This window comes from Microlunatus ginsengisoli, assembly GCF_039537205.1.
Taxonomy (GTDB): domain Bacteria; phylum Actinomycetota; class Actinomycetes; order Propionibacteriales; family Propionibacteriaceae; genus Microlunatus; species Microlunatus ginsengisoli.
Window position 1 is genome coordinate 1 of record NZ_BAABAB010000007.1, and the last position, 25,192, is coordinate 25,192.

A 25,192-nucleotide genomic window follows, 5' to 3' on the forward strand; every position below is an offset into this window, starting at 1 on the left:
CGGCGTGAGGGTGCGCAACCCGCCGGGCCGCCGCCGGCCCCACCCAGTGCCGCCGCGCTGGCAGCCGGGGTGGCGGTCGAGCTCGAGCGCACCGTGACCGCGATCGGACTGGTCGCCCTGGGCGGCCGGTTCCTGCAGGTCGGATCCCCGCTGGCCGGGCAACGCGTCACCCTGCGGCTGGACGACCATCTAATCCATGTCATCGCCGACGGCCGGCTCTGGCGAACCCTGCCCTCACCGATCGATCCGGCCACCCGCCGCCGGCTCCGGGGCGCCCGCGTCGCCGGACCCCCGCCACCCATCGAGCACGATCCGATTCGGGTTCAACGGCGGGTCTCCTGCCGAGGCCAGGCTCAAGTCTGCGGTCAACGGATCCAGATCGGCCTGCCGCACGCCGGCAAGATCGTCACCATCGAGATCGGCGACGATCACTTCAACATCTACGACCAGCACGAGACGATGCTGTGCATGGTGCCGCGCACAACCACCAAGGAGGTGACCCGCTACAAGGCCTACGGCCATAAGGCCGCGAGCGCCTAGAAAGTGTCAAGGATCATCTGAAGCCGATCCGTCCACCATCAAGTGAGTCCAGACACATGACGGGGGGGCAATGACCGGGGGGGCAATGACCGGGGGGACAATGACCGGGGGGACCGGGGCATGACCGGGGCGCGTGTCCTGTCCCGGTATGTACTTGACAGTCTCGTGTCAGCTGATGCTTGACACGTGGTCGGGGTCGGCTGATCGTCAGACGACGTGGCCGTGTTCGAGGTAGGCGGCAGTGTGGCGGCGAGCGGCTTCGGCGACGCGGCGGGCGAGGCGGTCAGGCATGAGTTCGCCGAGCTGGTCGACGTCAAAGAAGCGAGCCTCTGAAATCTCGCTGGTCTTGAGGTCGAGCGCGGCGACCTCGGCGTCGGTCAGGTGTCGTCCGCTGAAGATGATGAGGAGCTTGTCGCCCTCAGCGGGGTGTGGGGCCCAGTCGAGGACCAGGAGTTCGCCGACCTCAAGGCTTGCGCCGAGCTCCTCACGCACCTCCCTGAGCGCGGCCGCGAGCGGGCTTTCGCCCTGTTCGACGTAGCCTCCGGGGATCTCCCATCCGTCCTTGTATGTGGGCTTGACCAGCAGCACACGATCGCGATCGTCTCGGAACAGGACGCCGGCCGCGACGCGGGGGGTGGCGAACTTCTCGGACTCGCTGGACACGGGAGCCAGGATAGGGGCTACGTGCTGAGCACTCCGGTGCGCCTGGCGAGGCCGTGTAGCTCGATGGTCGGCTTGAGGCGGCGGCTGCGGAGCCACTCGTGGACGAGCGAATGGGTCAGGAAGTGGCGGCGGACCTGCTCGGGGGCCAGCGTCTCTGCGGTGAGGACCCGAGCGAGCGCGTCGGTCTGCGCGTGTCGGAAGTGGAGCGCGCGGGCGACCTCGAGATTGTGGCGCACCTGACGCTCCATCGGCATCGGGGAGGCGTCGACCAGCTCACCGAGATGGGCTGCGCGCTGATAGTCGCCCAGCTCCGCGGCTACTGCAACTTCGTGAATTGCGACGTTGGTGGGCCCGAACGCAGTCCAGAGGTGGTTCGCGTCCGCGCCTAGTGTCTCCGCGGCCCTCTGGGCGCCGGCCAAATGGCGCCGGGCCAGGACGCGGTCTTTTGATCGTGCGCTGACCATTGCTCCCACCAGATGCGTTGTGCCGACTGCTGATAGGAGGGCGGGCGTCCGGCTCGGCTGGCGCGCGGCACTGAGCGTCTGATCAACGACTGCAAGGGCGTCATCGAATTGCGCGTTCGAGAGGAGAGCGTGAGCGATGGTTCGTTGCACCGAGATCCGGGCCGCCAGATTTGAGGTGTCCTGTACGAGACGATCGCCTCGGTCGGCACAGATGAACGCCAGGTCGGTCTCCCCCACCTTGGTCAGTACGGCCGATGCAACCTGATACAGGTAAGCCATCTGGGTTCGGGCCTGCTCAGCAGCCTCTTCCCTGCTGTTCTCGACCGTGGATAGTGCGAGCGGCAGTAGCCGTTGGAGGTCCGCGATGACAAAGCCGAACTTTGACGACTGATACGCCGACCAGATCCGTGAGACCGATCCCTCAAGGTCCGCGATGGAAATCGGGTCTGCAGCCTTCCCCAGATAGCGTGGATTGACGAAGCGGTAGCTGAGGAGTTGGCGACGGAGCGCCGGCACGCTTCGCCCGCGAGTCGCGTCGTCAACCTGAACGATGTCGTCCGGCAGCAGCTCCAGGGGCGAGATGTCCAGCACCTTCGCGAGTAGGGCGATGTTGGGCAACATCTGAAGGGTCGCCCGGCCGGACTCGATCTTCTCCACCCAGCTCTCGGTCTTGCCGACGAGGTCGGCGAGCGCAACTTGAGAGATGCCGCGACGGCGGCGGTAGTAGCCCACCTTCTCTCCCGGCGTCAGGTGGTTTGCAGCGCCCTTCATGGAGACAGGATCGCACGGATTCTGACATACCCCGGAAAAAGATTGCGGGTTGCTTGATCGAACCGCCCGCAAGGTGGGTTCAGGCGCCTTTTGCAACCGAATCCGGATGCACGCCTGAAGGAGAGGGACCGGTCATGGCGATCGAGTTGGAGTTGGTGTCGGCGGTGGCGTTGATCACCGGCGATGTGCGGGAGAAGAAGACGTATGAGGGTCGTGGTGAGGCTCGTCGGGAGACCGGTCGCGCCACGGATGCGGATGGTCGTCCGGTCTCGATCGCGAACGCGGTGGTGATCACGGAGCCGCTGGGGCTGCTCGGGGATGCGCAGGTGCAGTTGCCGGATGTGCAGCTGTCGCAGGTCGAGCCGGGCTCGGTGATCAAACTGGACGGCCGGCTGGGCGCACGATTGGCGGGTCGCGACTTCGGCGGGATCGGCGCCACGGTGTCGGGCGAACGGGTCATCCCGGTCGGCAACTACGTGGAGTGGACCGTGGCGGCCGCGAACGGCAAGAAGCCGGCCGAGTCCCGGGCGTCTTGATCATGGCGGGGCGTGCGGCCGCGGTGGGCAGGGTGCTGGCCGCGATGGTGCGGGGCACGGGCCGGGAGGCATGGTTCTGGCTGTCCGGGTTCGCCGGCCTGGCCCGCCGCTACCGGGTCGCGGTGGTGTCGTCGACCGGCTGGTTGACGGTGACGGCGTGGCAGGCCTGGTGGCAACTGTTCCTCCTGGCCGCCGCCCCGATCATGTTCTTCGCCGGCTGGTGCCGGGTCTGGCCGGTCTCCTATACGCGGCGGGTGTCGGAGCCGATGTGGCGCCGCCGGGTCCGCCGTTGGGTCCGGAAACAGTGGCCGATGATCACCGACAGTTGCGGCCTGACCCGCCGCACCGGCCAGCTGGTCGGCGGCCCGGTCCAGGTGATCGTCCCCCGCCTCGCAAGGTTGCGGTGGCAGGGCGGCCGGCTGTGCGGGGAGCTGGAGTTGCTGCCCGGTCAGACGGTCGATCAGGTCGAGGCGGCCGGGGACGCGTTGCGGGTCACGGTCAGCGCACATCGGATCCGGATCATCCCGAACGCTGCGGTGACCGGGTGCGGGGTGGCGTGGACGTTCGGCGACCCGCTCGCCGTCCCGATCCCGATTACCGTCCCGGCGCCGGATACGCCGGTCGACGGGTTGGAGTCGATCGTACTCGGGGTGACGGAGGATGGGGAGCCGTGGCGGCTGCCGCTCCGGGTCCCCACATTCGGCGCCGGCCGGTCGGGGGCCGGGAAGTCGTCCCTGATTCAGGGCATGTTGATTCAACTCGGCCCCGCCATCCGGGCCGGTCTGGTCGAGGTCTGCGGGATCGACTTGAAATGCGGGGTTGAGTTGGCGTTCGCCGCACCCATGCTGACCCGCTACGCCACGAACCCACGGGAAGCGGTCGTGCTGCTGGAGCAGCTGGTCGAGTGGATGGAGGACCGGCTGGCCCGGCAGGCCGGGATCAGCCGGGACCACACCCCGAGCGTGGCGGAGCCGTTGGTGGTGGTGGTGGTCGATGAGTTGGCGATGCTGACCGCCTATCTGACCGATCGGGACCTGACCCGCCGCGGCGAGGCGGCCCTATCCAGGTTGTTGTCGGCGGGGCGGGCGGCCGGGTTCGTCGCCCACGGGTTCGTGCAGGACCCGCGGAAGGAGACGGTGAAGATGCGGCACCTGTTCCGCCAGGCCGTCGGGCTCGCCCTCCGCGAACGCGAAGAAGTATCGATGGTGCTCTCGGACGGTGCGGTCGCGGCCGGGGCGTGGTGTCACAAGATTCCCGCCACCACTCAGGGTGTCGGCTATGTGCTGGGTGAGGCGGACGGTCGGCCGGTCCGGGTCCGCGGGTTCCTGGTCACCGATGACGACATCAAGCTGGCCGCGGAACGCTTCCCCGCCCCACGACAGCACCGCATCGACACCACCCTCGCTGAGCCCGAACCGGGCAGCACACGAGCCGGCGGCCGGGCCAGGACCCGACGCAAACCCGCCACCACGACCACGGCAACGGACGGTGACGGCACCGGCTGGGAGGAGGCAGTTTCATGATCAGGATCCGTGACGGGTTCCCGGAGACGGTGGGCCAGCTGCGGCCAGGCCCGGTGCCAGAGGTGTCGTCGTGGACGGGCACGGTGACGGGGCTGTGGCAGATCCCGGTCCGCTATGACTGCCGGGCGTCGTCGGTGGATCAGGCCCGGCTGGTGATCGCGCGGATGGCGTCGTGTGACCCCGGTCAGGTGGCGGATCTGGCCAGAACCTGTCCGGTGTTCGGACGGCCCGAGGCGGGTGATCCGCGATGACAACGACTGCTGCGCTGGTGGGTGGTGGGCCGGCGTGTGCGGGGACGGATACGGAGACGTGGTTCTCGACCGTGCCGGCGGATCAGGTGGTCTGTTTGCGGATCTGTGCTGATTGTCCGGTCCGGGAGGCGTGTCTGGCGGGGGCGTTGGCCCGGGATGAGCAGTGGGGCATCTGGGGTGGTCGGATCTTCACCCCACGGTTCGTGACGGCGGCGGTCGATGACGTGGCCGGCCGCTGGATGGTCCGCGGTCTCACCCGTGATGGGGTGCAGCTCGGCCGGGGCTGGTTCAAACGCCGGGAGGATGCGGAAGCGTTGCTGGTCGAGCTGATGGCCGACAGCGCTGACCGTGCCCGGTGTGCGGAGACGGCACCCGGTTGGCGGAAAGGGCCGCACTGGTTCACCGACGCCGATGCCGCATAACCCCGGCTTCCAACGACCGACCCTGGGTGGCCGGCCAGCACGGCAACGGTGATCGAGACGAGAAACGGAGGTGGAGCGGTGAGTTACACGACGAGTGTGTGCGTGTTGGTGTGCTGTGACGGGTGCCTGCAGGTGTTGGAGTGGGAAGACGACGCGATCTGGCACCACACCACGGCCAGGGAGGCGGCGGAGTCGGCCCAGGCGTCGGGCTGGTTGATCACCGACCGGACCCAACTGTGCCAGGCCTGCGCGGAGGCCCGGGTCGAGCACGGCCAACCTTCCGAGCTGACCCGCTGGCTGGGCGCGGACGGGTTGCCGCCGGCTCCGCAGCCGATCCATGGTGAGGGATTGGCGGGGTTCGGCTGCTGATGTTGTCGACACGCATGCTGCCGGCGTCGGTGCGGGATCAGGTCCATGATCGGCTGTCCCGACCCGATCTTGGCCGTTGGTTGGGGCAGGTGGAGCAGGTCGGTCATTGTGCCCATCCGATCCGGGTTACTGGTTGCTCGGACACGATCGACGCGACGACGGGTGTCGTGCTCGCCTCGTACAGTTCGGGGTCGGAGCCGGACGGGATCACGTATCTGCGGTGCGGGAACCGGCGCCGGGCGGTGTGTCCGTCGTGTTCGTTCCAGTATCAGGGTGACGTGTTCCATCTGATCATGGCGGGCGCCGCCGGCGGTTCGAAGGATGTGCCGGCGTCGGTGGTGACGCATCCGTTGGTGTTCGCCACCCTGACCGCACCCTCGTTCGGGCTGGTGCATGCGGCGAAGAAGCCGGGTCGAAGTGGTGGCCGCCGCTGTCGGCCCCGCTCCGGCGACGGCCGGAAGGTGTGTCCGCATGGCCGGCCTAGGTGGTGCATGGCCGTTCATCAGCACACCGACCCGCTGGTCGGCGATCCCCTGTGCGTTGACTGCTATGACTATCACGCTCAGTTGGTGTGGCAGTGGTGGGCGCCGGAGTTGTGGCGGCGGTTCACGATCACCCTGCGCCGGCAGCTGGCCCGGCATCTCGGGATCTCCGAGGCGGCGTGTCGGCGGCGGGTCCGGGTCCAGTTCGCGAAGGTGGCCGAGTTCCAACGCCGCGGCCTGGTCCACTTCCATGCCTTGATCCGACTCGACGGCCCACCCACCGCGACCGAGGACTACCCGCCGCCGAGGATCGGGTTCGGCGCCGACACCCTGGCCGAGCTGGTCGAGACCGCCGCCGGGATGGTGTCCTGTGAGGCGGCACCGGTCGACGCTCAGGATGTGCCGCGGTTGTTGCGGTTCGGCCGGCAGGTCGACGCCCGCCCCGTGCACGACCAAGCCGACCGGGATCATCCCGAGCAGGGTGGCGGGTTGCATCCGGAGACGGTGTCGGCGTATGTGGCGAAGTACGCCACCAAAGCCGCCGCCGATGTACTCGACGGCACCGGGAGCGCGGGTCGGCACCTGGTCCAGCTGCGCCAGGTCCTCGGTCGGCTCGTGGTCCGGGCCACGATCGCCGGCCTGACGGGTGCGGACGGTCCGTACAAGGGCTGGGGCCGGTGGGTCGACATGCTCGGCTTCCGCGGCCACTTCGCCACCAAGTCCCGCCGCTACTCGACAACCCTCGGCCGGCTCCGACAGGTCCGACGCGACTACACCCGCCGCCGACACCTCGACCGGCAGCGCGCGGGCGACGACAGCGCGGCGGGTTGGGCCGATCGTGACGACCAGGACCAGGCCGAGCCCACGACGTTGGTGATCGGCTCGTGGCGGTTCGCCGGCATCGGCTGGCTCACCACCGGCGACGCCGCGTTGGCGGCTGCTTCGGCTGCCCGGGCCCGTGACGACTAACCGAGTGTCTTGGTCTTTCTGGCCTCGCGCGGACGACTGGTCGAGCTGACCACATCTCGGCCTCCCCCGATGATCAGCCGCACTTGGTCGGAGGACCGGTTGTCAAGGGTGAGCGCAGCGAATCACGAAGTGACGCCGAAGGCGCTCTTGATGGCCGGGCCGGAGACCAAACGATCCCAATCGGGGGAGGCCGAGAACGGAACCAGGCAGGAAGGTGAGTTGATCATGGAGGAGCTGTGGACGACGGAGGAGCTGGCGCGGTATATGCGGGTGAATCCGTCGACTATCCGACGGTGGCGGTTGGATGACGTTGGGCCTCGGTTCGTGCGGGTCGGGACGGTGTACCGGTATCCGGTCAGTGCGGTGGAGGCCTGGATGGCGGACCGGGTTCGGAGCAGTCTGGCGTCATGACGGGTGAGTTGTTGCCGCCGCTGGGTGTGCGGCTGACGGTGGACGTGCAGGTGCGTGAGGGTGCGCGCGGTGTCACGTACTACGCGCGGGTCCGTTGGACTCATCCGGTGACGCATCATCGGGAGGGTGTGAAGCGGAGCCACGCGAGTCTGGAGGAGGCTCAGGCGTGGATCGAGCGTCTCGAGGGTGTAGCGCGGACGGGCATCGACCCGGGCCAGCTGTTGTCGGAGTATGTCGGGCAGCTGGGTGATCGGTGGGCCCGTGGGATTGATTCGACGTCGACGTTCGACCCGTATTCGGCGGGCTTGCGGAAGCGGGTGGTGCCGACGCTTGGTCATCTGCCGGTGTCGATGATCACGGCGGGGCTGGTCGATCGAGCGATTGATGCGTGGGAGACGGAGTTCGGCCGGTCGACGGTGAAGAACACGGTTGCCGTGCTGGTCCTGGTCCTGGACGAGGCGGTGCGTGATGGGCTGATCCAGCGGAATCCGGCGAAGGATCGGTCGCGCCGGCGCACTGTCGGTCGGACGCCGGTCGTGCCTGCGGGGCCGGAGAGCCCGCGAGATCTCGCGTTGCCCGATGTTGCGGTGTTGACTCGGCTGGTCGAGGCAGCTGCGGACCGGGGCGGGCACCAAGCGTGGGGTGACTGTGTGATGATCCTAGCGACGACGGCTTTGCGGATCAGTGAGGTTGCCGGTTTGCAGGTCGGTGACGTGGATCTGTCGCGGGGGCTGCTGCATGTGCGCAGGCAGACGTATCCGGGTCGGGGTGGTCTGGTGACGAAGCAGACGAAGGGTCGGCGTCGGCGGACGGTGCCGATCATCGATCCGCTGAGGGGCACGCTCATCCGCCTGACTGCGGATCGCGCGAGCGATGCTCGGCTACTCGTGGGACCGCGCGGCGGCGTGATCACGACGGCGACGCTGCGGGACGCGACCGGCTGGGACGAGATGGTCGAGAAGCTGGGGCTGGCCGGTCTCGTCCGTCATGGGTTGCGGCATACGGCCCTCACGTGGATGGCCGATGCCGGCGTCGAGCTGCACCTGCTCCAACGCGTTGCGGGGCACCAGGACCCGGCGGTGACCAGCCGCTATCTGCACCCGGATCACCAGGCGATGTTGGACGCTGGCGCCGCGTACTCGCGCTGGTGGGCCCAATCTGGGCCGACGAAGCCTGCTCTGACGCTGATCGACGGTGATGCATCGTGAGCGCGAATTCCGCTTCTGACCAGGCAGAATGCTCCGCCGATCGTGTGTCGGGCTGACAGGATTTGAACCTGCGACCCCTTGACCCCCAGTCAAGTGCGCTACCAAGCTGCGCCACAGCCCGTGACGTGGCCCTTCCCGTCGGGAAGTGGGCCTCGGACACTATAGCGGCTCCGGGCGGGCACTCCTCGCCAGTTATGCGGCGAGGTCGTACCGGCCCGACTTCGCGGCGCGCCAGAACGAAGCGGCCAGCCGTCCCGATCCCAACGGGTACGTCCCCGCGTGCGGGGTGGTGATCCAGTGGTGCCCCGTCGGTGATCGCCAGACGAACACCCCGGGCTCGGGTTGTCGGACCCGCCAACCGCTGTGGGTCTTCAGCCGGTGCTCCGAGCGGCTCAGCGGGCCAAGATTGCCGACACCGGTCTGCCCCGGCGGACCGCCGCGATCGCTCGGCACGTACGGCACCGTGTGATCGAGGTCGAGCCGCCGGCCGGTCGCGCCGCTGTGGGGGAACATGCTCGCCGGCATCCGCAGACCGATCAGCCGGCGGAGTGACCGGGGGATCTCGTACCCGTCCAGTGGAGCGAGCTCGGCCCCGAGGTCGACGACCGGACGAATCGTCACCCGGCAGCCGGTGTCGGTCAACCAGCGACGGACCTGGCCGAGCACCAGGGTGCCGAGACCCTCCAGCCGGGCCGGGCCGGTTCCGAGCGCCAGGGTCTCGGCGGAGACATGGACGACCAGCTCGACCCGCGGCCGCGCCACGTCGGCGTCGACGGCACGGGTGGTGACGTCGACCGACAGGTGTCCGTCCCCCTCCGGATCCGGATCGGGAGCGCGATCCCGATCCGGCGTGGTCCGAGTCGGAGCCGCGGCCGAGTGACGCCGGAGCAGGTTGAGCGCACGGTCCGGCCTGGCGAGGATGCCGATCGCCTTGGATCGGCGCACGTCCACCGAGTCCGTGTCGCCCTCCGCTGCGAGGATCTCGGCGATCCGGTCGACCATGGCCAGGAACCAGATCACGTCGCCGGCGGCCGCCCGCGCGATCAGCAGCTTCAGGCCGCCCTCGCTCGCCCTGCCGCTGCGAACGAACCGCTCCGCCTCGTACGCCCTTGCCCGTGCCTCCTCGCCCGCCGGGTCGGCTTCGACGATCTTCGCCGCCAGCAGGTTCTCGAAGCGCGCCCAGGACAGTGCCGAGATCACGCCGTCGATCGCGGCGTCGACCTGCAGTGCGCCGTCCAGGCTCAGCCGGCGCGTCTCGTGCGCGACCCGCCGGGCCTTCCAGGCACGCACTCTCCCCGCGCCGACGGCGGCCCACAGGCGCGGAAGCCGGTGTCGCAGGTCGAGTGCGTCGCCGATCAGCTCCCAGGCGGCACCGGTCGTGGTCTCCAGCTGCGCACCGAGCTCCGCGGCGGCGAACTCCTGGACCGGCGGCGTTCCCTCGCCGCCCGGCGTCCGCGCCCGCTCGCCCTCGATCTGACGACCCCGCGGATCGACGGAGCCACTGTGCAGGTCGGCCCAGTGGCAGGCCAGCTCCAGCAGCCGGCACTCCGCCCGCACTCGAATCCGATGCTGCTCGGCAACGAGCCCGGACAGGCTCCGCGCATCGAGCTGCGTCTGGTCGGATTCGAACATACATTCAGCGTACGAGACCCCACCGACAGTTCCGCCGACACAGCCCCGGTCCGGCCGCGCGGGCTATCGCTTCCGCAGCGCGCGGATCAGCCCCTCCTGGGCGACCGAGCCGATCAGCACGTCGTCCTGGAACAGCCGCCCCAGGGACAGTCCCAACCCGCTCGATGCCGAGGGCGAGTTCTGGTCGTACAGCAGCCAGCGATCGGCCCGGAACGGCCGGTGGAACCACATCGCGTGATCGATCGAGGCGGCCTGCACGTTGAGCCCGATGAACACCCCGTGCGGGATCGTGCTCGCCGACAGGAGGGTCAGGTCGCTCAGATAGGCCAGTGCCGCCTGGTGCAGCCGCCGCTCGTCCGGCAGCGGCGCATTGGTCCGGACCCACATCCGGGCCAGCGCCGGATGGGTCTGATCCACCAGCGAACCGCCCGGGCGCGAGTCGCCGACGTACCGGACGTCCAGCACGCCCCACTCCCGCTCCCAGACCGAGATCGGCCGGCCGGACACCTTCGACAGCACCTCGCCCAGCGCCGGGCACTCCTCCGGCGGCGGTACGTCGGCGGGCGCCACGTCCTGGTGCTCGAACCCCTCCTCGGCCTCGTGGAACGAGGCGGAGAGATAGAAGATCACCGACCCGGCCTGCCGCGCGACCACCCGGCGGGAGGAGAACGAGCCGCCGTCGCGGACCGCCTCGACGGCGTACACGATCGGGACGTCGGTGCGCCCCGGTCGCAGGAAATAGCCGTGCAGCGAGTGCACCACCCGGGTGACCGGTGCGGTCCGGGCCGCGGCCATCAGCGCCTGCGCCAGCACCTGGCCGCCGAAGACACGCTGCAGCGAGGTGTCGGGCTGCCTCGCCCGGAACAGATCGCTTTCGATCTCCTCCAGTTCGAGCAGGTCGATCAGCTGGTCGACGGACTGCACCACGGCCCGAGCCTAGCGGTGCCTAGACTCGGCACCGTGCCTACCGAGCCGCCGACCACCGAAGCGCCGCTGAGCGGAACCGTCGCACTCGTCACCGGCGCCTCCAGCGGGATCGGCCGCGCCACCGCGGGCCGGTTGGCCGCGCTCGGTGCCGATGTCGCCATCGTCGCCAGGCGCGCGGACCGGCTGCGGGAGCTGGCGGCCGATCTGGTGGACGGCTCGGGAGATCGTGCGCCCCGGATCGTTCCGATCGAGACCGACGTCACCCGGCGCGACGAGGCCGAGGCCGCCGTCCAGCGCACGGTCGACGAGCTCGGCCGGCTCGACATCCTGATCAACAACGCCGGCGTGATGCTGCTCGGTCCCATCGTCGACGCACCGGTCGAGGAGTGGGACCGGATGCTGGAGGTGAACGTCCGCGGCCTGCTGTCCTGCGCACACGCCGCCCTGCCCCACCTTCTCGCCGCCGCCGACGAAGGTCCGCGCAACGTCGCAGACCTGATCAACGTGTCCTCGGTGGCGGGCCGGGTGCCCAGGCTCGGCAGCGGCGTCTACAACGCGACCAAGCACGCGGTCGGGGCGTTCAGCGAGTCGCTGCGCCAGGAGGTGACCCAGCGGCACGTCCGGGTCGCGCTGATCGAGCCCGGCGCGGTTGCCACCGAGCTGGCCGGGCACAATCGCCCCGAGGTCCTCCAAGGGCTGCGACAGCGGTTCGCCGATATGGAGCGGCTGGCCGACGACGACATCGCCGACGCGATCGGGTACGTCGTCACCCGGCCCCGCCACGTCGCGATCAACGAGGTGCTGATCCGGCCCACCGAGCAGCAGCAGTAGCAGGAGGGGTAGATGGCGCTCAGACCCTTTGTCGGCAAGCGAGGCAGGCAGCGCACCGACCTGCCGCCCGGGCAGTACGACGTCGGCCGCGACTTCCCGGTGCTCACCGCCGAGGTGACGCCGCGGATCGACACGGCGCGTTGGACGATGACCGTCGACGGGCTGGTCGAGCGGCCGACCACGTGGAGCTGGGACGAGCTGCACCAGCTGCCGGAGACTGCCTACGAGGGCCCGATCCACTGCGTGACCACCTGGTCGAAGTTCGACACCAGCTTCGCCGGGATCGGCGTGGACGTGCTGCTGGACGCGGCCCGGCCGCTGCCCGGCGCCAGTCACGTGCTGGCCACCTCGACCACCGGCTACACCACCAACCTGCCGCTCGACCATCTCCGCGGCGGCCAGGCCTGGATCGCCTGGACCTTCGACGGGAAGCCCCTCCCCCGCGAGCACGGTGGACCGGTGCGGCTGCTCGTCCCGCACCTGTACTTCTGGACGTCCGCCAAGTGGATCACCCGGTTGACGCTGCTCGACCACGACGAGCGCGGCTTCTGGGAACGCAACGGCTACCACGACCTCGGCGACCCGTGGCGCGAGCAGCGCTACTGGGGGGACTGAACCGTGGAGGGGCGATGCTGAACCCGGTCGGCCGGTGGTGTCGAGGACGAGTCGTGGAGGTCGCGCACCCGAACGCCCGGGCCGTTGTGCTGCGGGTCGAGGTGCCGCAGCGGCTGGACCACCTGCCCGGCCAGCACTACGTGATCAGGCTGCGGGCGGAGGACGGCTACACCGCGTCCCGCTCCTACTCCCTCGCCTCGGCGCCGGACGAGGAGGTGCTCGAGTTCTATGTCGAGGAGCTCGCCGACGGCGAGGTGTCGCCGTACCTGGCCGAGGCGGTCGAGGTCGGCGACGAGCTCGAGCTGCGCGGACCGATCGGCGGCTGGTTCGTCTGGGACGGACGTACGCCCGCGGTCGGGATCGGCGGTGGCACCGGCGTCGTGCCGCTGGTGTCGATGCTCCGGCACGCGCGCCGGCTCGGCACCGAGGGGCTGTTCCATCTCGCCGTCGGTGCGCGGACGCTGGCCGAGCTGCCGTACGCCGACGAGCTCGGCGAAGCGCACGCCGCCGTCGCGCTGTCCCGTGAGCGCTCCGCCGCCGGGCGGCCGGCCGGGCGGCTCGCCGCCGCCGAGATCGCCCCGTTCGTCGATCCGCAGAGCACCTACTACATCTGCGGCTCGGCCGGCTTCGCCGAGGCCGCGTCGGAGCTGCTGATGAGCCTCGGGATCCCGCCCGGAGCGGTCCGGGTGGAGCGGTTCGGCCCGTCCGGCTAGCTGTTGCGCCCGGAGCCCGGCGCTACTCGTCCTTCTCCCGGTCGGCGAGGAACTTCTCGAACTCCGCCGCGATCTCGTCCGCGCTCGGCATCTGCGACTCTCCCGCGCCCGCCAGCGCGTCGTACTGCTGCTCCAGGGTCGCCACCAGCTCCTGCACCTCCGACGATCCCGACATCTCCGCTGCGATCTCGTTCATCGTCTCGGCGGAGGCGGTCTCCAGCGGCTCGATCGGCACCGCCAGGCCTGTGGCGGCGTTCAGCGAGCGGGTCAGCCGCAGGGTCGCCTCCGGAAACGCCGCCTGGGCCAGGTAGTGCGGCACGTGCGCGACGAAACCGAGCGCCGCCCGCTCCCGCTGGCCGAGCCGGAACTCCAGCAGGCCGGCGAAGCTGCCCGGCACCTCGACCCGGTCGATCCAGCTGCGATAGCCGGTGACCAGGCCGGGATCGGTGCTGTGCGCGGTCAGCATCACCGGCCGGGTGTGCGGAACCGCCATCGGGATGCCGTGCAGGTTCACCGAGAGCCGGACGCCGAACTGCTCGACCAGCCCGATCACCGCGGCCGCCATCCGCTCCCACTGGGTGTCCGGCTCCGGCCCGGTCAGCAGCAGGAACACCTCGCCGTGCTCGTCGACCACCCGATACAGCCGCAGCTCCAGGTCGGCGTAGGACTTCCACTGATTGGTGTCGAAGATCATCACCGGCCGGCGCGACCGGTAGTCGTGCAGCTGGTCGTGGTCGAAGGTGGCGAGCACCTCGTGCTCCAGTTGCTCGATCACGTGAGCGGTGAACAGCCGCCCGGTCTGGCCCGCGTCGATGAAGCCGTCGAACTGATAGACCAGGACCGGCCGCTGACCGGCCAGCTTGGCGGCGACCTCCTCGTCGAGCGTGTAGAGCCCGCGCGGGTCGGTGAACATGCCGCCAAATCTACGCGACCGACGGGCGCGCTCCGGCGATGGCGTTCAGCACGCGCTTCTCCGAGACGGACACCTTCGTACGCAGGCTCTGTGCGAACAGGCTGACCCGCAGCTCCTCCAGCAGCCAGCCGATCTCCTCCACCGGTTCGGGCAGCCGGCCCGGCGGGGCGAGGTCGCACAGCTGGGCGTACGCGTCCTCGCAGCGCGCGATCACCTGATAGCCCGCGCGTTCCCGTCCGGGGGCGGTCCGCAGACCGACCAGCCGCTGCCGCGCGGCGCTCAGATAGCGGGGCAGGTCGACCAGATGACGGTACCGCGTGGCGGCCAGGAAGCCGGCGAAGACGAGGTTGCCGACCTGCTCCGTCACGTCCGCGGCCGCCGACGCGTCGACGGCCGCGACCGCCGGCAGCTCGGCCAGCAGCTGCTGGTGCAGCCGCAGGATCTCTGCGGTCAGGTTCACCATCGAGCGCATCAGCTCGGCGTTGTCGACCCGGACGGTGTCGCAGAGGGCGACGAACGCGGCCTCGGTCCGCACCGACGTGCCGCCCGCCCGCTCGATCAGCTCGCCGACCGAGGCCAGCCGGGCGTCCGCCAGCAGCGCGGGTACGCCCGGGTACGGGCTGTGCCCCAGCGCGAGCTTGTCGACGTTGCTCAGGTGCCCGACCACCCACCGGGTCGGGTCCGGGGTGTTCAGCAGCACCAGCCGGCGCAGACCGGCGACGTGGGCGACGTCTTGTCGTTCGGGCGTCTCCAGCACCCGCAGGCCGACCGCCGTCCCCTCGTCCACGAGTGCCGGATAGCCGACCAGCCGCCGGCCGCCGCGGTCCAGCTCGAGCTGGTCGCCGATGGTGCCGAACACCCAGCCGGTGGCGCCCGAGCGGGCGAGTTCGGCGCCGGCCAGGGTCAGGCTCTCCCGGACCTGTCCGGCCAGCTTGTCCTTCAGCTGGGCGAGGTCACGACCGGAGGCGACCACCGCGCCGTCGGCCGCGGTCACCTCGAACCGCACCTGCAGGTGACGCGGTACGTCCGCCGGTTGCCAGCCCGTCGCCGACTGGCCGGTCAGCCCGCGGATCGCCCGGCCGAGCGCGGTCGGCAGATCCTCCGTGCCACCGGCGGGATGGGCACCTGCGGGATGATCGTGCAACCAGTCCAGCGCCCGGCCCGCGAACTCCGCCGCCGGCACCAGCTGGCGGCGGACCTCTTTCGGCAGGGTCTTGATCAGCTCGGTGGCCAGTTCCCGGCGCAGGCCCGGGACCTGCCAGCTGAACGGCGCCGGCTCCAGCTGGTTCAGCAGCGCGAGCGGCAGCACGACGCTCACCCCGTCCGCGTCCGAGCCCGGGTCGAAGACGTACCTGACCGTCAGTTCGTGGTCGTCGATCAGCCAGCTCGACGGGAACGCGTCCGCTCCGGTGAGCGCGCCGACCAACAGGTCGTCCAGACCGAGATCCAGCAGCTCCGGGGTCTGCTGCCGGGCGTGCTTCCACCAGTTGTCGAACGGCACCGCGCCAGTCACGTCGGCCGGGATCCGCGCCGCGTAGAAGTCGAAGATCACCTCGTCGTCCACGGTCAGGTCGCGCCGGCGCGCCTTCTCCTCCAACTGCTCGGCCTCCGCCCGGACCTCCGCGTTGCGGGCGAAGAACCGGTGCCGGGTGCGCCAGCGCCCCTCGACCAGGGCGCTGCGGATGAAGATGTCACGGGCCTCGGCCGGGTTGATCTTGGCATAGCCGACTCGCCGGCCGGCGACGATCGGGATGCCGTAGAGCGTGACCTGCTCGTACGCCAGCACCGCGCCCGAGCGGGACGACCAGTGCGGCTCGGAATACGACCGCTTCAGCAGGTGCGCGCCGACCTCCTCGACCTGCGTGGCGTCGATTCCGGCCACGGTGCGAGCCCAGAGCCGGGTGGTCTCGACGATCTCGGCCGCCATCACCAGCGGCGGCTGGACCCTGGCCAGGCTCGAACCCGGGTTGATCGCGAACCGGGTGCCGCGGGAACCGAGGTATTCCCGGATGGGAGCCCGGCGGCGGCGCCCGCCGGTCTGCGGCGTGCCCGGTCGGGGCCGCTCGTCGCGCAGGTCGGCCAGCCCGACGTGGGACAGCAGCCCGGCCAATGCGGCGGTGTGGATCCGCTCCGGCCCGGCCGGCTCGGTGTTGCGGTTCAGCCCGAGGTCCTTGCCGATCTCGCGGAGCTGGGCGTGCAGGTCCTGCCACTCCCGGATCCTGAGGAAGTGCAGGAACTCGTCGCGGCAGAGCCGCCGGAACGCGTTGCCGGACAGCCGGTGCTGCGCGTCGCGGACGTACTCCCACATCCGGAGCAGCGCCATGAAGTCGCCGTCGGCAGGTGCGTTCTCGCGCCCGCTCTCCTCCTCCCCCATCGGGGCCCAGAACCGCCGGTGCAGCTGGTCTGCCTTCTCCCGGTGCTCGGCCGGCCGTTCCCGCGGGTCCTGGATGGACAGCCCGGCGACGATGATCGACATCTCCCGCAGGCAGCCCTGGCGCTCGGCGGCGAGCAGCATCCGGCCCATCCGCGGATCCACCGGGATGGCGGCCAGCCTCCGGCCGATCGCGCTGAGCCGCGGGTGGTCGCGGTCGCTGCCGCCTTTCAGGGCACCCAGCTCCTCCAGCAGCCGGATCCCGTCGGTGATCTGGGTCCGGTCCGGCGCCTCCACGAACGGGAAGGACGCGATGTCGCCGAGGTCGGCGGCCGCCATCTGCAGGATCACCGCGGCCAGGTTCGTCCGGAGGATCTCGGGCTCGGTGAACTCCGGCCGGCCCAGAAAGTCCTCCTCGTCGTACAGCCGGATCGCGACCCCGGGCGCCAGCCGGCCGCACCGCCCGGCCCGCTGGTTGGCCGACGCCTGGGAGATCGGCTCGATCGGCAGCCGCTGCACCTTGGTCCGCGCCGAGTAGCGCGAGATGCGGGCCGTGCCGGCGTCGATCACGTACCGGATGCCGGGCACGGTCAGCGAGGTCTCGGCGACGTTGGTGGACAGGACGATCCGGCGCCCCGGATGGGACTGGAACACCCGGTGTTGCTCCGCGGCGGACAGCCGGGCATACAGCGGCAGCACCTCGGTGAACCGCAGCTGCAGACCGTTGATCGCCTCGGCCGTGTCGCGGATCTCCCGCTCGCCGGAGAGGAAGACGAGGATGTCGCCGTTGCCGAGGGCAGACAGCTCCGCGACCGCATCGGTGATGCCCTTGAGCTGGTCCGCCTCCCCGTCGACCAGCAGCGGCCGATAGCGCACCTCGACCGGGTACGTCCGCCCGGACACCTCGATGATCGGTGCCGGATGTTCTTCGGTGTCGGCGAAGTGGGCCGCGAACCGCTCGGTGTCGATGGTCGCCGAGGTGACGATGATCTTGAGATCGCGCCGGCGGCTGAGCAACTGCTTGAGGTAGCCCAGCAGGAAGTCGATGTTCAGGCTGCGCTCGTGCGCCTCGTCGATGATGATCGTGTCGTAGCGGCGCAGGTCCCGATCGTGGGCGATCTCGGCCAGCAGAACTCCATCGGTCATGATCTTGAGCCGGGTGTCCCGGCCGGCCCGCCGGGTGAACCGGACCTGATAGCCGACCAGGTCGCCGATCTCGACCTTCAGCTCCTCGGCCACCCGCTCCGCGACCGTCCGCGCCGCGATCCGGCGCGGCTGGGTGTGCCCGATCGAGCGGCGGCCCAGCTCGAGGCAGATCTTCGGCAGCTGGGTCGTCTTGCCCGAGCCGGTCTCCCCCGCGACGATGACCACCGGGTTGTCCCGGATCGCCTCGGCGATCTCGTCGTGCCAGGCGGTGATCGGGAGCGCTTCGTCGTAGCTGATCTCCAGCACCGGTGCGGGCTGGGTCCGGGCGGGCTGGGTGCGCGCGGTCTGCATCAGTGCGGGGGGTGCAGCGGCGAGTGCGGAGCGCCGAGGTGGTGCAGCAGGTCATGGGCGGCGGCGTCGGTCAGCGTCCACCGGCTCAGCCGGCCGTCCCGGGTGTTGGCCACCAAGCCCGAGTCGCGCAACGAGACCAGCGCCTGGGTCACGGTGTTCGGGCTCAGTCCGGTCGCCGTGGCCAGCGCCTTGACCGGCGAGCCCGGCGCGGCGTGGATCGCGATCAGCAGCTGGAGCCGGGTCGGGTCGGAGAACGCGGCGAGCCGGCCGACCAGATCGGGCAGGTCCCGATGGGCGACGTCGACCGCCTCCCGGGCGACCTCACCGGGATCGACCACCGGGTCCGGGTTCGGATCGTCGGCCACCAATCCGCCCTCCCCTCGGTTCCGAATCTGGCGCGAGACATGTGTTCATCCAGACACATGTGCCGTAGCGTGTCCCCCGGACCAGGACCGGGGACCGGTGAAGCGAGGTTACGCCATGACCGAGACGAGCCTTCAGACCGAACGGGCCCGGCCGAGCCTCCGGGCGCTGCTGACCACCGACGGCCGGGCCGCGCACTCCTTCCGGACCCGGGTGACGGCCGCGTTCGTCACCATCGCCGCACTGCACGTGGTCGGCCTCGGACTGCTCGGTCTCGGCGTAGCCGCCGGCACCGCCGGTGCGGTGACGGTCGGCGCCGCCGCCTTCGCCTACTTCCGCGGGCTGATCCATTCCTTCGACTTCGACCACATCTCGATGATCGACAACTCCACCCGCAAGTTCGTCACCGAGGGTCGCAACCCCGCCTCGGTCGGGTTGGCCTTCTCTGCCGGGCACTCGACCGTGGTGGTCCTCACCGGCGTCCTGGTGATCGCCGGCGCCGGCTTCGTCCACGTCGCGCTGGACGAGTCCTCCGGCGCCGCGCGGGCGCTCGGTGTGATCGGCCTGTCCATCTCGGGCCTCTATCTGCTCCTGGTGGCCGTGGCGAACCTGGCCACCTTCGCCCAGGCCTGGAAGTTGCGCCGGGCGTTACGGAGGAATCCCTCGATGGAGCTGCCGCCCGGGGCGCTGACGCCGCGGGGACCGGCGGCCCGGGTGATGACCGCTCCGCTGCGCCGGGTCCGGCACCCTCGGCACATCTACCTGATCGGCTTCTTGTTCTCCCTCGGCTTCGACACCAGCAGCCAGATCGGTCTGATGATGATCACCGCCGGCGCCGCACTGGCCGGGGCGCCGCCGCTCAGCCTGCTCTGCCTGCCGATCCTGTTCGCCGCCGCGATGACCCTGGGCGACACGTCGAACGGCCTGATGATGCTGAAGCTGTACCAGAGCGCCGACGAGGATCCCGCCCGCAAGGTGAACTACAACCTGCTGATCACCGGCGTGAGCATCCTCTCGGCCCTCGCGGTGGGCACCATCGCGCTGAGCACGATCCTGTCCGAGGTGTTCGGCCTCCACCTCGCGCTGGTCGACCGGGTGGCGTCGGTGGACACCGAGTACGCGGGCTATCTGTTGGCCGGGTTGTTCGCCACGATCGGGGTCTCGGCCTGGCTGTTGTGGCGGCGGGTCGGTCTCGACCGATCGTGAGCGGCCCCGGCCTCAGCCGATCGTCAGGGGGGCCGTGCCGGCCGCCAGCAACGCCTGGGCGATCAGCTTGTGGCCCGCGGCGTTGGGATGGTCGCCGTCGTCGGCCAGCAGGTCGGTCGGGTCGTCGCTCCCGTCGCTGCCCTTGAACGGCGCGTAGAGGTCGACGTACGTCGCGTGCTGGGCCGTGGCGACCTGCTGCACGATCCGGTTGGTGGCGAGGGTCAGCGCGTCGCTGTCGGCCAGACCCTGCGTGGTCATCGACTTCTTCGCGACGTCGCCGTCCTCGAACACGTTCCAGTAGCCGGTGAGCAGGATGGCTGTCGGCTTCTGGCCGCGGAGCTCCCGGATCCGCTTCACGATCGCGGTCAGGTTGTCCTGCACGGAGCCGAGCGAGTCCTCCACGCACGCCAGCTGGTCGCTGCCCCCGCACGTTCCGGCCACGATCTGGTCGTAGGAGGGCCCGAAGTCGTTGGCGCCGATCGTCACCAGGACGATGTCGGCGCCGGAGATGTCGTCCTGCTCGGCCCCGTCGTGCTCGAGATCGTCCAGGACGTCGTCGCTGGTCTCGCCGCCCTGCCCGTCGTTGCGGACGTAGGTCTTCACGTCGTATTCGTCCGCGATCGCGGTCGCGTACTGCTCGGGGAACGGGGTGCAGTCGCAGTTGGTCCCGGCCGTGACCGAGTCGCCGATCGCCACCACGTGCACCTTCGACAGCCCGGGGCTCGGCGCCGCGGTCGGCGCCGGGAACATCGACGGCACCACCGGTGAGCGGGACGGCGGGTCGACGACGACGATCCGGCGCGCGGCCGCGCCGGTGATCACGGCGGCGGTGGCGGCTGCCACCAGGGCGAGCAGCGCGAGGACGGCGATGGCGTGCCGTCGGGCCCGGGACCTGGGCGTCAAGTCTGGTCGCCGCGATCGGAGAACGTCGTCCGCCCTTTGAGCTTGGTCGCCAGCTCGTCGTCGATCCCGTCGGCGACATCGGACATGATCCGGACCGCCTGGTGGAGGTGGGCGGCGACGAACGGCCGGGCGGGCACCGAGATGGTCACGAACACCCGGTCTCGGACCAGCTGGAACTTCACCCAGCGAGCCTCCACGTTGAGGTCGTTCAGCACCTCGGCGGCCCGCGAGCGCCCCTCCAGGTCGTGCACGACGGCGGCGAAGACAACGACCTCCTGGGCGTCGGTGGCGGTGCGCAGGAAGATCATCGTCGAGCCGACCCGGATCGCGACGTCACCTTCGTCGTCGCGGATCGGCGGGTGGCCGTACAGGGCCGTCAGCTCGGCGTCGATCAGGTCGTTGAGGTGCTGCCGGTCCCGCGGCAGCACGCAGCGGAACTCCACCGGCGCAGCAGTTCGCTCGAGGCCCCGGCCTGGGGGCTCCTGCGGGCCCGGCGGCTGGAGCACCTCGGCCAGCTGATCGGGCGCGAGGAAGACCGGATGCTGGACGCCGTACACGTCCCGCAGGGCCGCGACGGCCAGTGCGGCGAGCCGGTCGCAGTCGTCCGGCGAGACCTCGGTCCAGAAGTTGGGGCCGGCCTCGACGCTCGGCGGCAACCAGCCGAGGCTCTCCATCGCGGACAGATCCTCGGCGTCGAGCTGGAAGTGCTCGCCCAGCTCGGCGTTGCTGGCGGCCTCGGCCCGGACGGTGTCGCGCGCGGGTGCGCTGAACCGGACGTACGGGCCGCGCTCGACGGCGCCGGTGTCGGTGCCGATCGTCAGGTCTCCCGAGTCGTCGATCATCGAGACCACCTCGGCCAGGCGACCCTCGAACTCCGCCCACGCCTGCACCGTGCTGCGGTCCAGGTCGAACCCGTCGATCTCCATCCGGCACCTCCTCGCGACCGAACCTAGCGCACCGGTCGCAACCGGCTCAGGAGGTGATCGGCACGGTCAGGCTGTCGATGGCGGTCTGCTTGTAGTAGTCCTTGGAGTCCTTGCCCACCTGCAGCAAGAACTCGTAGGTGAAGTCCAGCGTGACCGAGGTCGCGCCCTCGTCCAGGGCGGGGATCACGAAATCCTGGCCGTAGGTGTAGGGGAAGGTCACGATGAAGCCGGGCGAGATGTTGGCGGTGTCCACCAGCGGCCGCGGCGAGTCGAGCGGACCGGAGTCGTCCCGGGCGGTGATGGTCATCGTCACCCGGGTCAGGTAGATCTTCTGCCCGGCCCGGCCGTTGACCGTGGTCAGCGACAAGGCGAGCGGCTTGTTCACCGAGGCGGTCCAGTCCTCCACCGGCACGCGCGGGGTGTACGAGGCGTTCACCGTCACACCGCTGGCCTTGATCACGTGCTGGGTCGGCACCTTGCTCAGGTCGTTGCGGGGCGGGCTCGGCTGCGCCTCGGGATCGGTTGCCGTGGCGCTCGGAATCGGTGACGCCGCAGAATCGCCGGGTGCCGAACTGCTCACGGTGCCCGCCGGCGGCGGCGTCGCGGAGTCGTCGGCGCAGCCCGCCAGGGCGATCAGGGCCGGGGTGACCAGCGCCACCGCGACGGCGTGAAGCAGCCGCCGCCCGACCCGATCGCGAACCGCCACGACACCCCCGTCTGTCGCGGTCAATGTAGCTGCCGGGCCGTCCGCGCGGTGGCGATTCGGTCGATCCGTGACCGAATCGCCACCCCCGGGCCCGGGTCAGCTGCAGCCGCTGGTGCTGCCGCAGCCCTCGCAGACGTAGCAGGAGCCACTGGGCCGCATCTTCGTCCCGCAGGTGAGGCAGAGCGGGGCGTCCACGCTGGTGCCGGTGATCTTCTCGAACAACTCCGACGTCGTTCGCGCCGTGGTGGGGACCGGGGCGTCGAACTGATCGGTGTCGACCTCGTCGCCGGCGTCGTTCTTCAGCGACTCCGACTCGCTGACCTCCTCCGCCTCCGCCGGCAGGTACGACCCGGTCTCCACCTGCCGGGCACGCTCGGTCGCGGTGTAGATCCCCAGCTCGGACCGCTCGTCGAAGGACAGGTAGTCCAGCGCCAGCCGGCGGAAGATGTAGTCCATGATCGACTGCGCCATCCGGATGTCCGGGTCGTCGGTCAGGCCGGCCGGCTCGAACTTCAGGTTGGTGAACTTCTGGACGTAGGTCTCCAGCGGCACGCCGTACTGCAGCGCGATCGAGACGGCGATCGAGAACGCGTCCATCACGCCCGCCAGGGTCGAGCCCTGCTTGCCGAGCTTGAGGAACACCTCGCCCAGACCGTCGTCGGGGTAGGAGCCGGAGATCATGTAGCCCTCGGCGCCGCCGACCGAGAACGACCGGGTCTGGCTCGGCCGGGCTTTCGGCAGGCGCTTGCGGGTCGGCTGCTTGTAGACCACCTTCTCGACGGTGACCGGCTCGGCCTTGGTCTCCTCGACCTTGGCCGCCTTGGCGTCGGCGAGCGGCTGACCCACCTTGCAGTTGTCCCGGTAGACCGCGAGCGCCTTCAGACCCAGCTTCCAGCCCTGCAGGTAGACCTCCGCGATATCGGAGACGCTCGCCGACTCGGGCAGGTTCACGGTCTTCGAAATCGCCCCGGACAGGAACGGCTGAGCGGCCGCCATCATCCGGACGTGGCCCAGCGGCTTGATGGCGCGCTGCCCCATCGCGGTGTCGAACACCTCGTAGTGCTCCGGACGCAGCCCGGGCGCGTCCACCACGTGGCCGTTCTCGGCGATGTATTCCACGATCGCCTCGGCGGTCTCGGCGGTGTAGCCGAGCTTCTTCAGCGCCCGCGGAATGGTCTGGTTGACGATCTGCAGCGACCCGCCGCCGACCAGCTTCTTGAACTTGACCAGCGAGAAGTCCGGCTCGATGCCGGTCGTGTCGCAGTCCATCATGAAGCCGATCGTGCCGGTCGGGGCGAGCACCGACGCCTGCGCGTTGCGGTAGCCGTTCGCCTCGCCGATCTTGACCACGCCGTCCCAGGCCTTGGTGGCCCGCTTGTGCACGGCCGCGTCGAGCGAGCCGATCGGCCGCAGCGAGTCGTTGGCGGCCTGGTGCTTGCGCATCACGCGCTTGTGCGCGTCGGCGTTGCGGGCATAGCCGTCGTACGCGCCGACGATCCCGGCCAGCTCGGCCGAGCGGCGGTAGGCGGTGCCGGTCATCAACGACGTGATCGCCGCGGCGAAGGTCCGGCCGCCCTCGGAGTCGTAGCCGTGACCGGTGGCCATCAGCAGCGCGCCCAGGTTGGCATAACCGATACCCAGCTGGCGATAGGCCCGGGTGGTGTCACCGATCGCCTCGGTCGGGAAGTCGGCGAAACAGATCGAGATGTCCATCGCCGTGATGATCAGCTCGACCGCCTTCTCGAACAGCTCGGCGTCGAACGTGTCGTCGTCCCGCAGGAACTTCAGCAGATTGAGGCTGGCCAGGTTGCAGGAGCTGTTGTCCAGGCTCATGTATTCCGAGCACGGGTTGGACGCGGTGATCCGGCCGGTCTCGGGGTTGGTGTGCCAGTCGTTGATGGTGTCGTCGTACTGGATACCCGGGTCGGCGCACTCCCAGGCGGCGAGCGCGATCTTGTCGAACAGCGCGCGGGCGTCGACGGTCTCGATCACCCGGTTGTCCAATCGCGCCCGCAGCCCGAAATCGGCGCCGTCCTCCACCGCGCGCATGAACTCGTCGGTGACCCGCACCGAGTTGTTGGCGTTCTGGTATTGCACCGAGGTGATGTCCTTGCCGCCGAGGTCCATGTCGAAACCGGCGTCGCGCAGCGCGCGGATCTTGCGCTCCTCGTTGGCCTTGGTCTCGATGAACTCCTCGATGTCGGGGTGGTCGACGTCGAGCACGACCATCTTGGCCGCCCGCCGGGTGGCGCCGCCGGACTTGATCGTGCCGGCGCTCGCGTCCGCTCCGCGCATGAACGAGACCGGCCCCGAGGCGGTGCCACCGGAGCTGAGCAATTCCTTGCTGGACCGGATCCGGGACAGGTTCAGCCCCGCGCCCGAGCCGCCCTTGAAGATGAAGCCCTCCTCGCGGTACCAGTTCAGGATCGAGTCCATCGAGTCGTCGACGCTGAGGATGAAGCAGGCGCTGACCTGCTGCGGCGACGCGGTGCCGACGTTGAACCAGACCGGTGAGTTGAACGAGAAGTACTGGTGCAGCAGCATCCAGGTCAGCTCGTGCTCGAAGATCTCCGCGGAGTCCGGATCGGCGAAGTAGCCGAAGTCCTCCCCCGCCTTGCGGTAGGTCTTCACCACCCGGTCGATCAGCGCGCGGAGGCTCTGCTCGCGAACCGGGGTGCCGAGCGCGCCGCGGAAGTACTTGGTGGTGACGATCGTGGAGGCGTTCACGCTCCAGAAGTCCGGAAACTCCACCGACCGCTGCTCGAACACGACCTCGCCGGTCTTCCAGTTGGTCTGGACGACGTCGCGACGCTCCCAGCTCACCTCGTCGTACGGGTGCCGGCCGGCGGTCGTGAAGACACGCTCGATCCGCAGCCCGCCCGCGCTTGACGCGCCGGCGCTCGCCGCTGACTGGCTCGCGCCGCGGGCGCGCTTGTCGGCGCGCCCGTTCGTCGGACGAGTGGTTTCGGTCATCTTGTGC

Annotated in this window: 23 protein-coding genes, 1 tRNA gene and 1 pseudogene; 13 read left to right on the forward strand and 12 right to left on the reverse strand. The window is 69.9% G+C overall.

Translation table 11 applies throughout. The annotated features are described in order from the left end of the window. Window positions 1-540: pseudogene (locus tag ABD747_RS05130) on the forward strand (IS481 family transposase); the annotation flags it as partial. A gap of 207 nt (window positions 541-747) precedes the next feature. On the opposite strand, the gene ABD747_RS05135 reads toward ABD747_RS05130, so the two are convergent. Then, window positions 748-1,203, reverse strand: coding sequence for an NUDIX hydrolase (locus tag ABD747_RS05135; RefSeq protein WP_344802048.1), 456 nt, complete (start codon window positions 1,201-1,203; stop codon window positions 748-750). A 17-nt stretch (window positions 1,204-1,220) separates the two neighbouring features. Beyond that, window positions 1,221-2,438 carry a helix-turn-helix domain-containing protein gene (locus tag ABD747_RS05140; protein ID WP_344802050.1) on the reverse strand — a complete coding sequence of 406 codons (1,218 nt, stop codon included), beginning with the start codon at window positions 2,436-2,438 and terminating at the stop codon, window positions 1,221-1,223. Window positions 2,439-2,491: 53 nt separating this feature from the next. Here ABD747_RS05140 and ABD747_RS05145 point away from each other — a divergent pair, with 53 nt between their 5' ends. From ABD747_RS05145 to ABD747_RS05175, 8 genes are all read left to right on the forward strand, one after another. After that, the gene (locus ABD747_RS05145) at window positions 2,492-2,974 is read left to right on the forward strand and encodes a hypothetical protein (RefSeq protein WP_344802052.1); all 483 of its coding nucleotides are present in this window, start codon (window positions 2,492-2,494) and stop codon (window positions 2,972-2,974) included. A 2-nt stretch (window positions 2,975-2,976) separates the two neighbouring features. Beyond that, window positions 2,977-4,497, forward strand: coding sequence for a hypothetical protein (locus ABD747_RS05150; protein WP_344802054.1), 1,521 nt, complete (start codon window positions 2,977-2,979; stop codon window positions 4,495-4,497). Next, window positions 4,494-4,748, forward strand: a complete 255-nt coding sequence (locus ABD747_RS05155; protein ID WP_344802056.1) for a hypothetical protein — start codon at window positions 4,494-4,496, stop codon at window positions 4,746-4,748. The genes ABD747_RS05150 and ABD747_RS05155 overlap by 4 nt, the downstream gene beginning before the upstream one ends. Further along, on the forward strand, window positions 4,745-5,170 hold the full coding sequence (locus ABD747_RS05160; RefSeq protein ID WP_344802058.1) for a WhiB family transcriptional regulator: 426 nt from the start codon (window positions 4,745-4,747) through the stop codon (window positions 5,168-5,170). The genes ABD747_RS05155 and ABD747_RS05160 overlap by 4 nt, the downstream gene beginning before the upstream one ends. 78 nt (window positions 5,171-5,248) lie before the next feature. Next, on the forward strand, window positions 5,249-5,539 hold the full coding sequence (locus ABD747_RS05165) for a hypothetical protein (RefSeq protein ID WP_344802060.1): 291 nt from the start codon (window positions 5,249-5,251) through the stop codon (window positions 5,537-5,539). Between the two features lie 14 nt (window positions 5,540-5,553). Continuing rightward, window positions 5,554-6,990: a replication initiator gene (locus tag ABD747_RS05170; protein WP_344802498.1), complete on the forward strand. Its 1,437-nt coding sequence runs from the start codon at window positions 5,554-5,556 to the stop codon at window positions 6,988-6,990. Window positions 6,991-7,215: 225 nt separating this feature from the next. Continuing rightward, window positions 7,216-7,401 carry a helix-turn-helix transcriptional regulator gene (locus ABD747_RS26665; protein ID WP_425562487.1) on the forward strand — a complete coding sequence of 62 codons (186 nt, stop codon included), beginning with the start codon at window positions 7,216-7,218 and terminating at the stop codon, window positions 7,399-7,401. A gap of 8 nt (window positions 7,402-7,409) precedes the next feature. Beyond that, the gene (locus ABD747_RS05175) at window positions 7,410-8,609 is read left to right on the forward strand and encodes a site-specific integrase (protein WP_344802062.1); all 1,200 of its coding nucleotides are present in this window, start codon (window positions 7,410-7,412) and stop codon (window positions 8,607-8,609) included. A 47-nt stretch (window positions 8,610-8,656) separates the two neighbouring features. Here ABD747_RS05175 and ABD747_RS05180 read toward each other — a convergent pair. From ABD747_RS05180 to ABD747_RS05190, 3 genes are all read right to left on the reverse strand, one after another. Beyond that, window positions 8,657-8,730, reverse strand: a tRNA-Pro gene (locus ABD747_RS05180). A gap of 71 nt (window positions 8,731-8,801) precedes the next feature. Beyond that, window positions 8,802-10,241 carry a DUF222 domain-containing protein gene (locus ABD747_RS05185; RefSeq protein ID WP_344802064.1) on the reverse strand — a complete coding sequence of 480 codons (1,440 nt, stop codon included), beginning with the start codon at window positions 10,239-10,241 and terminating at the stop codon, window positions 8,802-8,804. A gap of 63 nt (window positions 10,242-10,304) precedes the next feature. Further along, window positions 10,305-11,168 carry an acyl-CoA thioesterase gene (locus tag ABD747_RS05190; RefSeq protein ID WP_344802066.1) on the reverse strand — a complete coding sequence of 288 codons (864 nt, stop codon included), beginning with the start codon at window positions 11,166-11,168 and terminating at the stop codon, window positions 10,305-10,307. Window positions 11,169-11,201: 33 nt separating this feature from the next. On the opposite strand from ABD747_RS05190, the gene ABD747_RS05195 reads away from it, so the two are divergent. The 3 genes from ABD747_RS05195 to ABD747_RS05205 are packed head-to-tail and all read left to right on the forward strand — an operon-like array spanning window position 11,202 to window position 13,327. Then, complete coding sequence (locus ABD747_RS05195) at window positions 11,202-11,999, forward strand: SDR family NAD(P)-dependent oxidoreductase (protein ID WP_344802068.1); 798 nt, start codon at window positions 11,202-11,204, stop codon at window positions 11,997-11,999. 12 nt (window positions 12,000-12,011) lie between these two features. Next, on the forward strand, window positions 12,012-12,614 hold the full coding sequence (locus ABD747_RS05200) for a sulfite oxidase-like oxidoreductase (RefSeq protein WP_344802070.1): 603 nt from the start codon (window positions 12,012-12,014) through the stop codon (window positions 12,612-12,614). Window positions 12,615-12,667: 53 nt separating this feature from the next. Beyond that, on the forward strand, window positions 12,668-13,327 hold the full coding sequence (locus tag ABD747_RS05205; RefSeq protein WP_344802072.1) for an FAD-binding oxidoreductase: 660 nt from the start codon (window positions 12,668-12,670) through the stop codon (window positions 13,325-13,327). 22 nt (window positions 13,328-13,349) lie between these two features. Here the strand turns inward: ABD747_RS05205 and ABD747_RS05210 are convergent, their stop codons facing one another. The 3 genes from ABD747_RS05210 to ABD747_RS05220 are packed head-to-tail and all read right to left on the reverse strand — an operon-like array spanning window position 13,350 to window position 18,473. Then, entirely contained in the window at window positions 13,350-14,240 is an 891-nt protein-coding gene (locus tag ABD747_RS05210) for a proteasome assembly chaperone family protein (RefSeq protein ID WP_344802074.1), read from the reverse strand. Between the two features lie 10 nt (window positions 14,241-14,250). After that, the gene (hrpA, locus tag ABD747_RS05215; RefSeq protein WP_344802076.1) at window positions 14,251-18,108 is read right to left on the reverse strand and encodes an ATP-dependent RNA helicase HrpA; all 3,858 of its coding nucleotides are present in this window, start codon (window positions 18,106-18,108) and stop codon (window positions 14,251-14,253) included. Continuing rightward, window positions 18,108-18,473: an ArsR/SmtB family transcription factor gene (locus ABD747_RS05220; protein ID WP_344802078.1), complete on the reverse strand. Its 366-nt coding sequence runs from the start codon at window positions 18,471-18,473 to the stop codon at window positions 18,108-18,110. The genes hrpA and ABD747_RS05220 overlap by 1 nt, the downstream gene beginning before the upstream one ends. A gap of 115 nt (window positions 18,474-18,588) precedes the next feature. On the opposite strand from ABD747_RS05220, the gene ABD747_RS05225 reads away from it, so the two are divergent. Then, the gene (locus ABD747_RS05225; protein ID WP_344802080.1) at window positions 18,589-19,677 is read left to right on the forward strand and encodes a HoxN/HupN/NixA family nickel/cobalt transporter; all 1,089 of its coding nucleotides are present in this window, start codon (window positions 18,589-18,591) and stop codon (window positions 19,675-19,677) included. A gap of 12 nt (window positions 19,678-19,689) precedes the next feature. Here the strand turns inward: ABD747_RS05225 and ABD747_RS05230 are convergent, their stop codons facing one another. From ABD747_RS05230 to ABD747_RS05245, 4 genes are all read right to left on the reverse strand, one after another. Further along, a complete protein-coding gene (locus tag ABD747_RS05230; protein ID WP_344802082.1) occupies window positions 19,690-20,580 on the reverse strand; it encodes an SGNH/GDSL hydrolase family protein in 891 nt (296 codons plus the stop codon). Further along, window positions 20,577-21,506: a T3SS (YopN, CesT) and YbjN peptide-binding chaperone 1 gene (locus ABD747_RS05235; RefSeq protein ID WP_344802084.1), complete on the reverse strand. Its 930-nt coding sequence runs from the start codon at window positions 21,504-21,506 to the stop codon at window positions 20,577-20,579. Before ABD747_RS05235 ends, ABD747_RS05230 begins: the two co-directional genes overlap by 4 nt. Before the next feature lie 46 nt (window positions 21,507-21,552). Next, window positions 21,553-22,212, reverse strand: coding sequence for a hypothetical protein (locus ABD747_RS05240; RefSeq protein ID WP_344802086.1), 660 nt, complete (start codon window positions 22,210-22,212; stop codon window positions 21,553-21,555). A gap of 96 nt (window positions 22,213-22,308) precedes the next feature. Then, entirely contained in the window at window positions 22,309-25,185 is a 2,877-nt protein-coding gene (locus ABD747_RS05245) for a vitamin B12-dependent ribonucleotide reductase (RefSeq protein ID WP_344802088.1), read from the reverse strand. Window positions 25,186-25,192: the final 7 nt, after the last annotated feature.

Coding starts and splice junctions, on each gene's coding strand:
- ABD747_RS05170 (WP_344802498.1), top strand. CDS start 5,554: ATGCTGCCGGCGTCGGTGCGGGATCAGGTCCATGATCGGCTGTCCCGA.
- ABD747_RS05245 (WP_344802088.1), bottom strand. CDS start 25,185: ATGACCGAAACCACTCGTCCGACGAACGGGCGCGCCGACAAGCGCGCC.
- ABD747_RS26665 (WP_425562487.1), top strand. CDS start 7,216: ATGGAGGAGCTGTGGACGACGGAGGAGCTGGCGCGGTATATGCGGGTG.
- ABD747_RS05210 (WP_344802074.1), bottom strand. CDS start 14,240: ATGTTCACCGACCCGCGCGGGCTCTACACGCTCGACGAGGAGGTCGCC.
- ABD747_RS05155 (WP_344802056.1), top strand. CDS start 4,494: ATGATCAGGATCCGTGACGGGTTCCCGGAGACGGTGGGCCAGCTGCGG.
- ABD747_RS05150 (WP_344802054.1), top strand. CDS start 2,977: ATGGCGGGGCGTGCGGCCGCGGTGGGCAGGGTGCTGGCCGCGATGGTG.
- ABD747_RS05200 (WP_344802070.1), top strand. CDS start 12,012: ATGGCGCTCAGACCCTTTGTCGGCAAGCGAGGCAGGCAGCGCACCGAC.
- ABD747_RS05185 (WP_344802064.1), bottom strand. CDS start 10,241: ATGTTCGAATCCGACCAGACGCAGCTCGATGCGCGGAGCCTGTCCGGG.
- ABD747_RS05160 (WP_344802058.1), top strand. CDS start 4,745: ATGACAACGACTGCTGCGCTGGTGGGTGGTGGGCCGGCGTGTGCGGGG.
- hrpA (WP_344802076.1), bottom strand. CDS start 18,108: ATGCAGACCGCGCGCACCCAGCCCGCCCGGACCCAGCCCGCACCGGTG.
- ABD747_RS05235 (WP_344802084.1), bottom strand. CDS start 21,506: ATGGAGATCGACGGGTTCGACCTGGACCGCAGCACGGTGCAGGCGTGG.
- ABD747_RS05140 (WP_344802050.1), bottom strand. CDS start 2,438: ATGAAGGGCGCTGCAAACCACCTGACGCCGGGAGAGAAGGTGGGCTAC.
- ABD747_RS05225 (WP_344802080.1), top strand. CDS start 18,589: ATGACCGAGACGAGCCTTCAGACCGAACGGGCCCGGCCGAGCCTCCGG.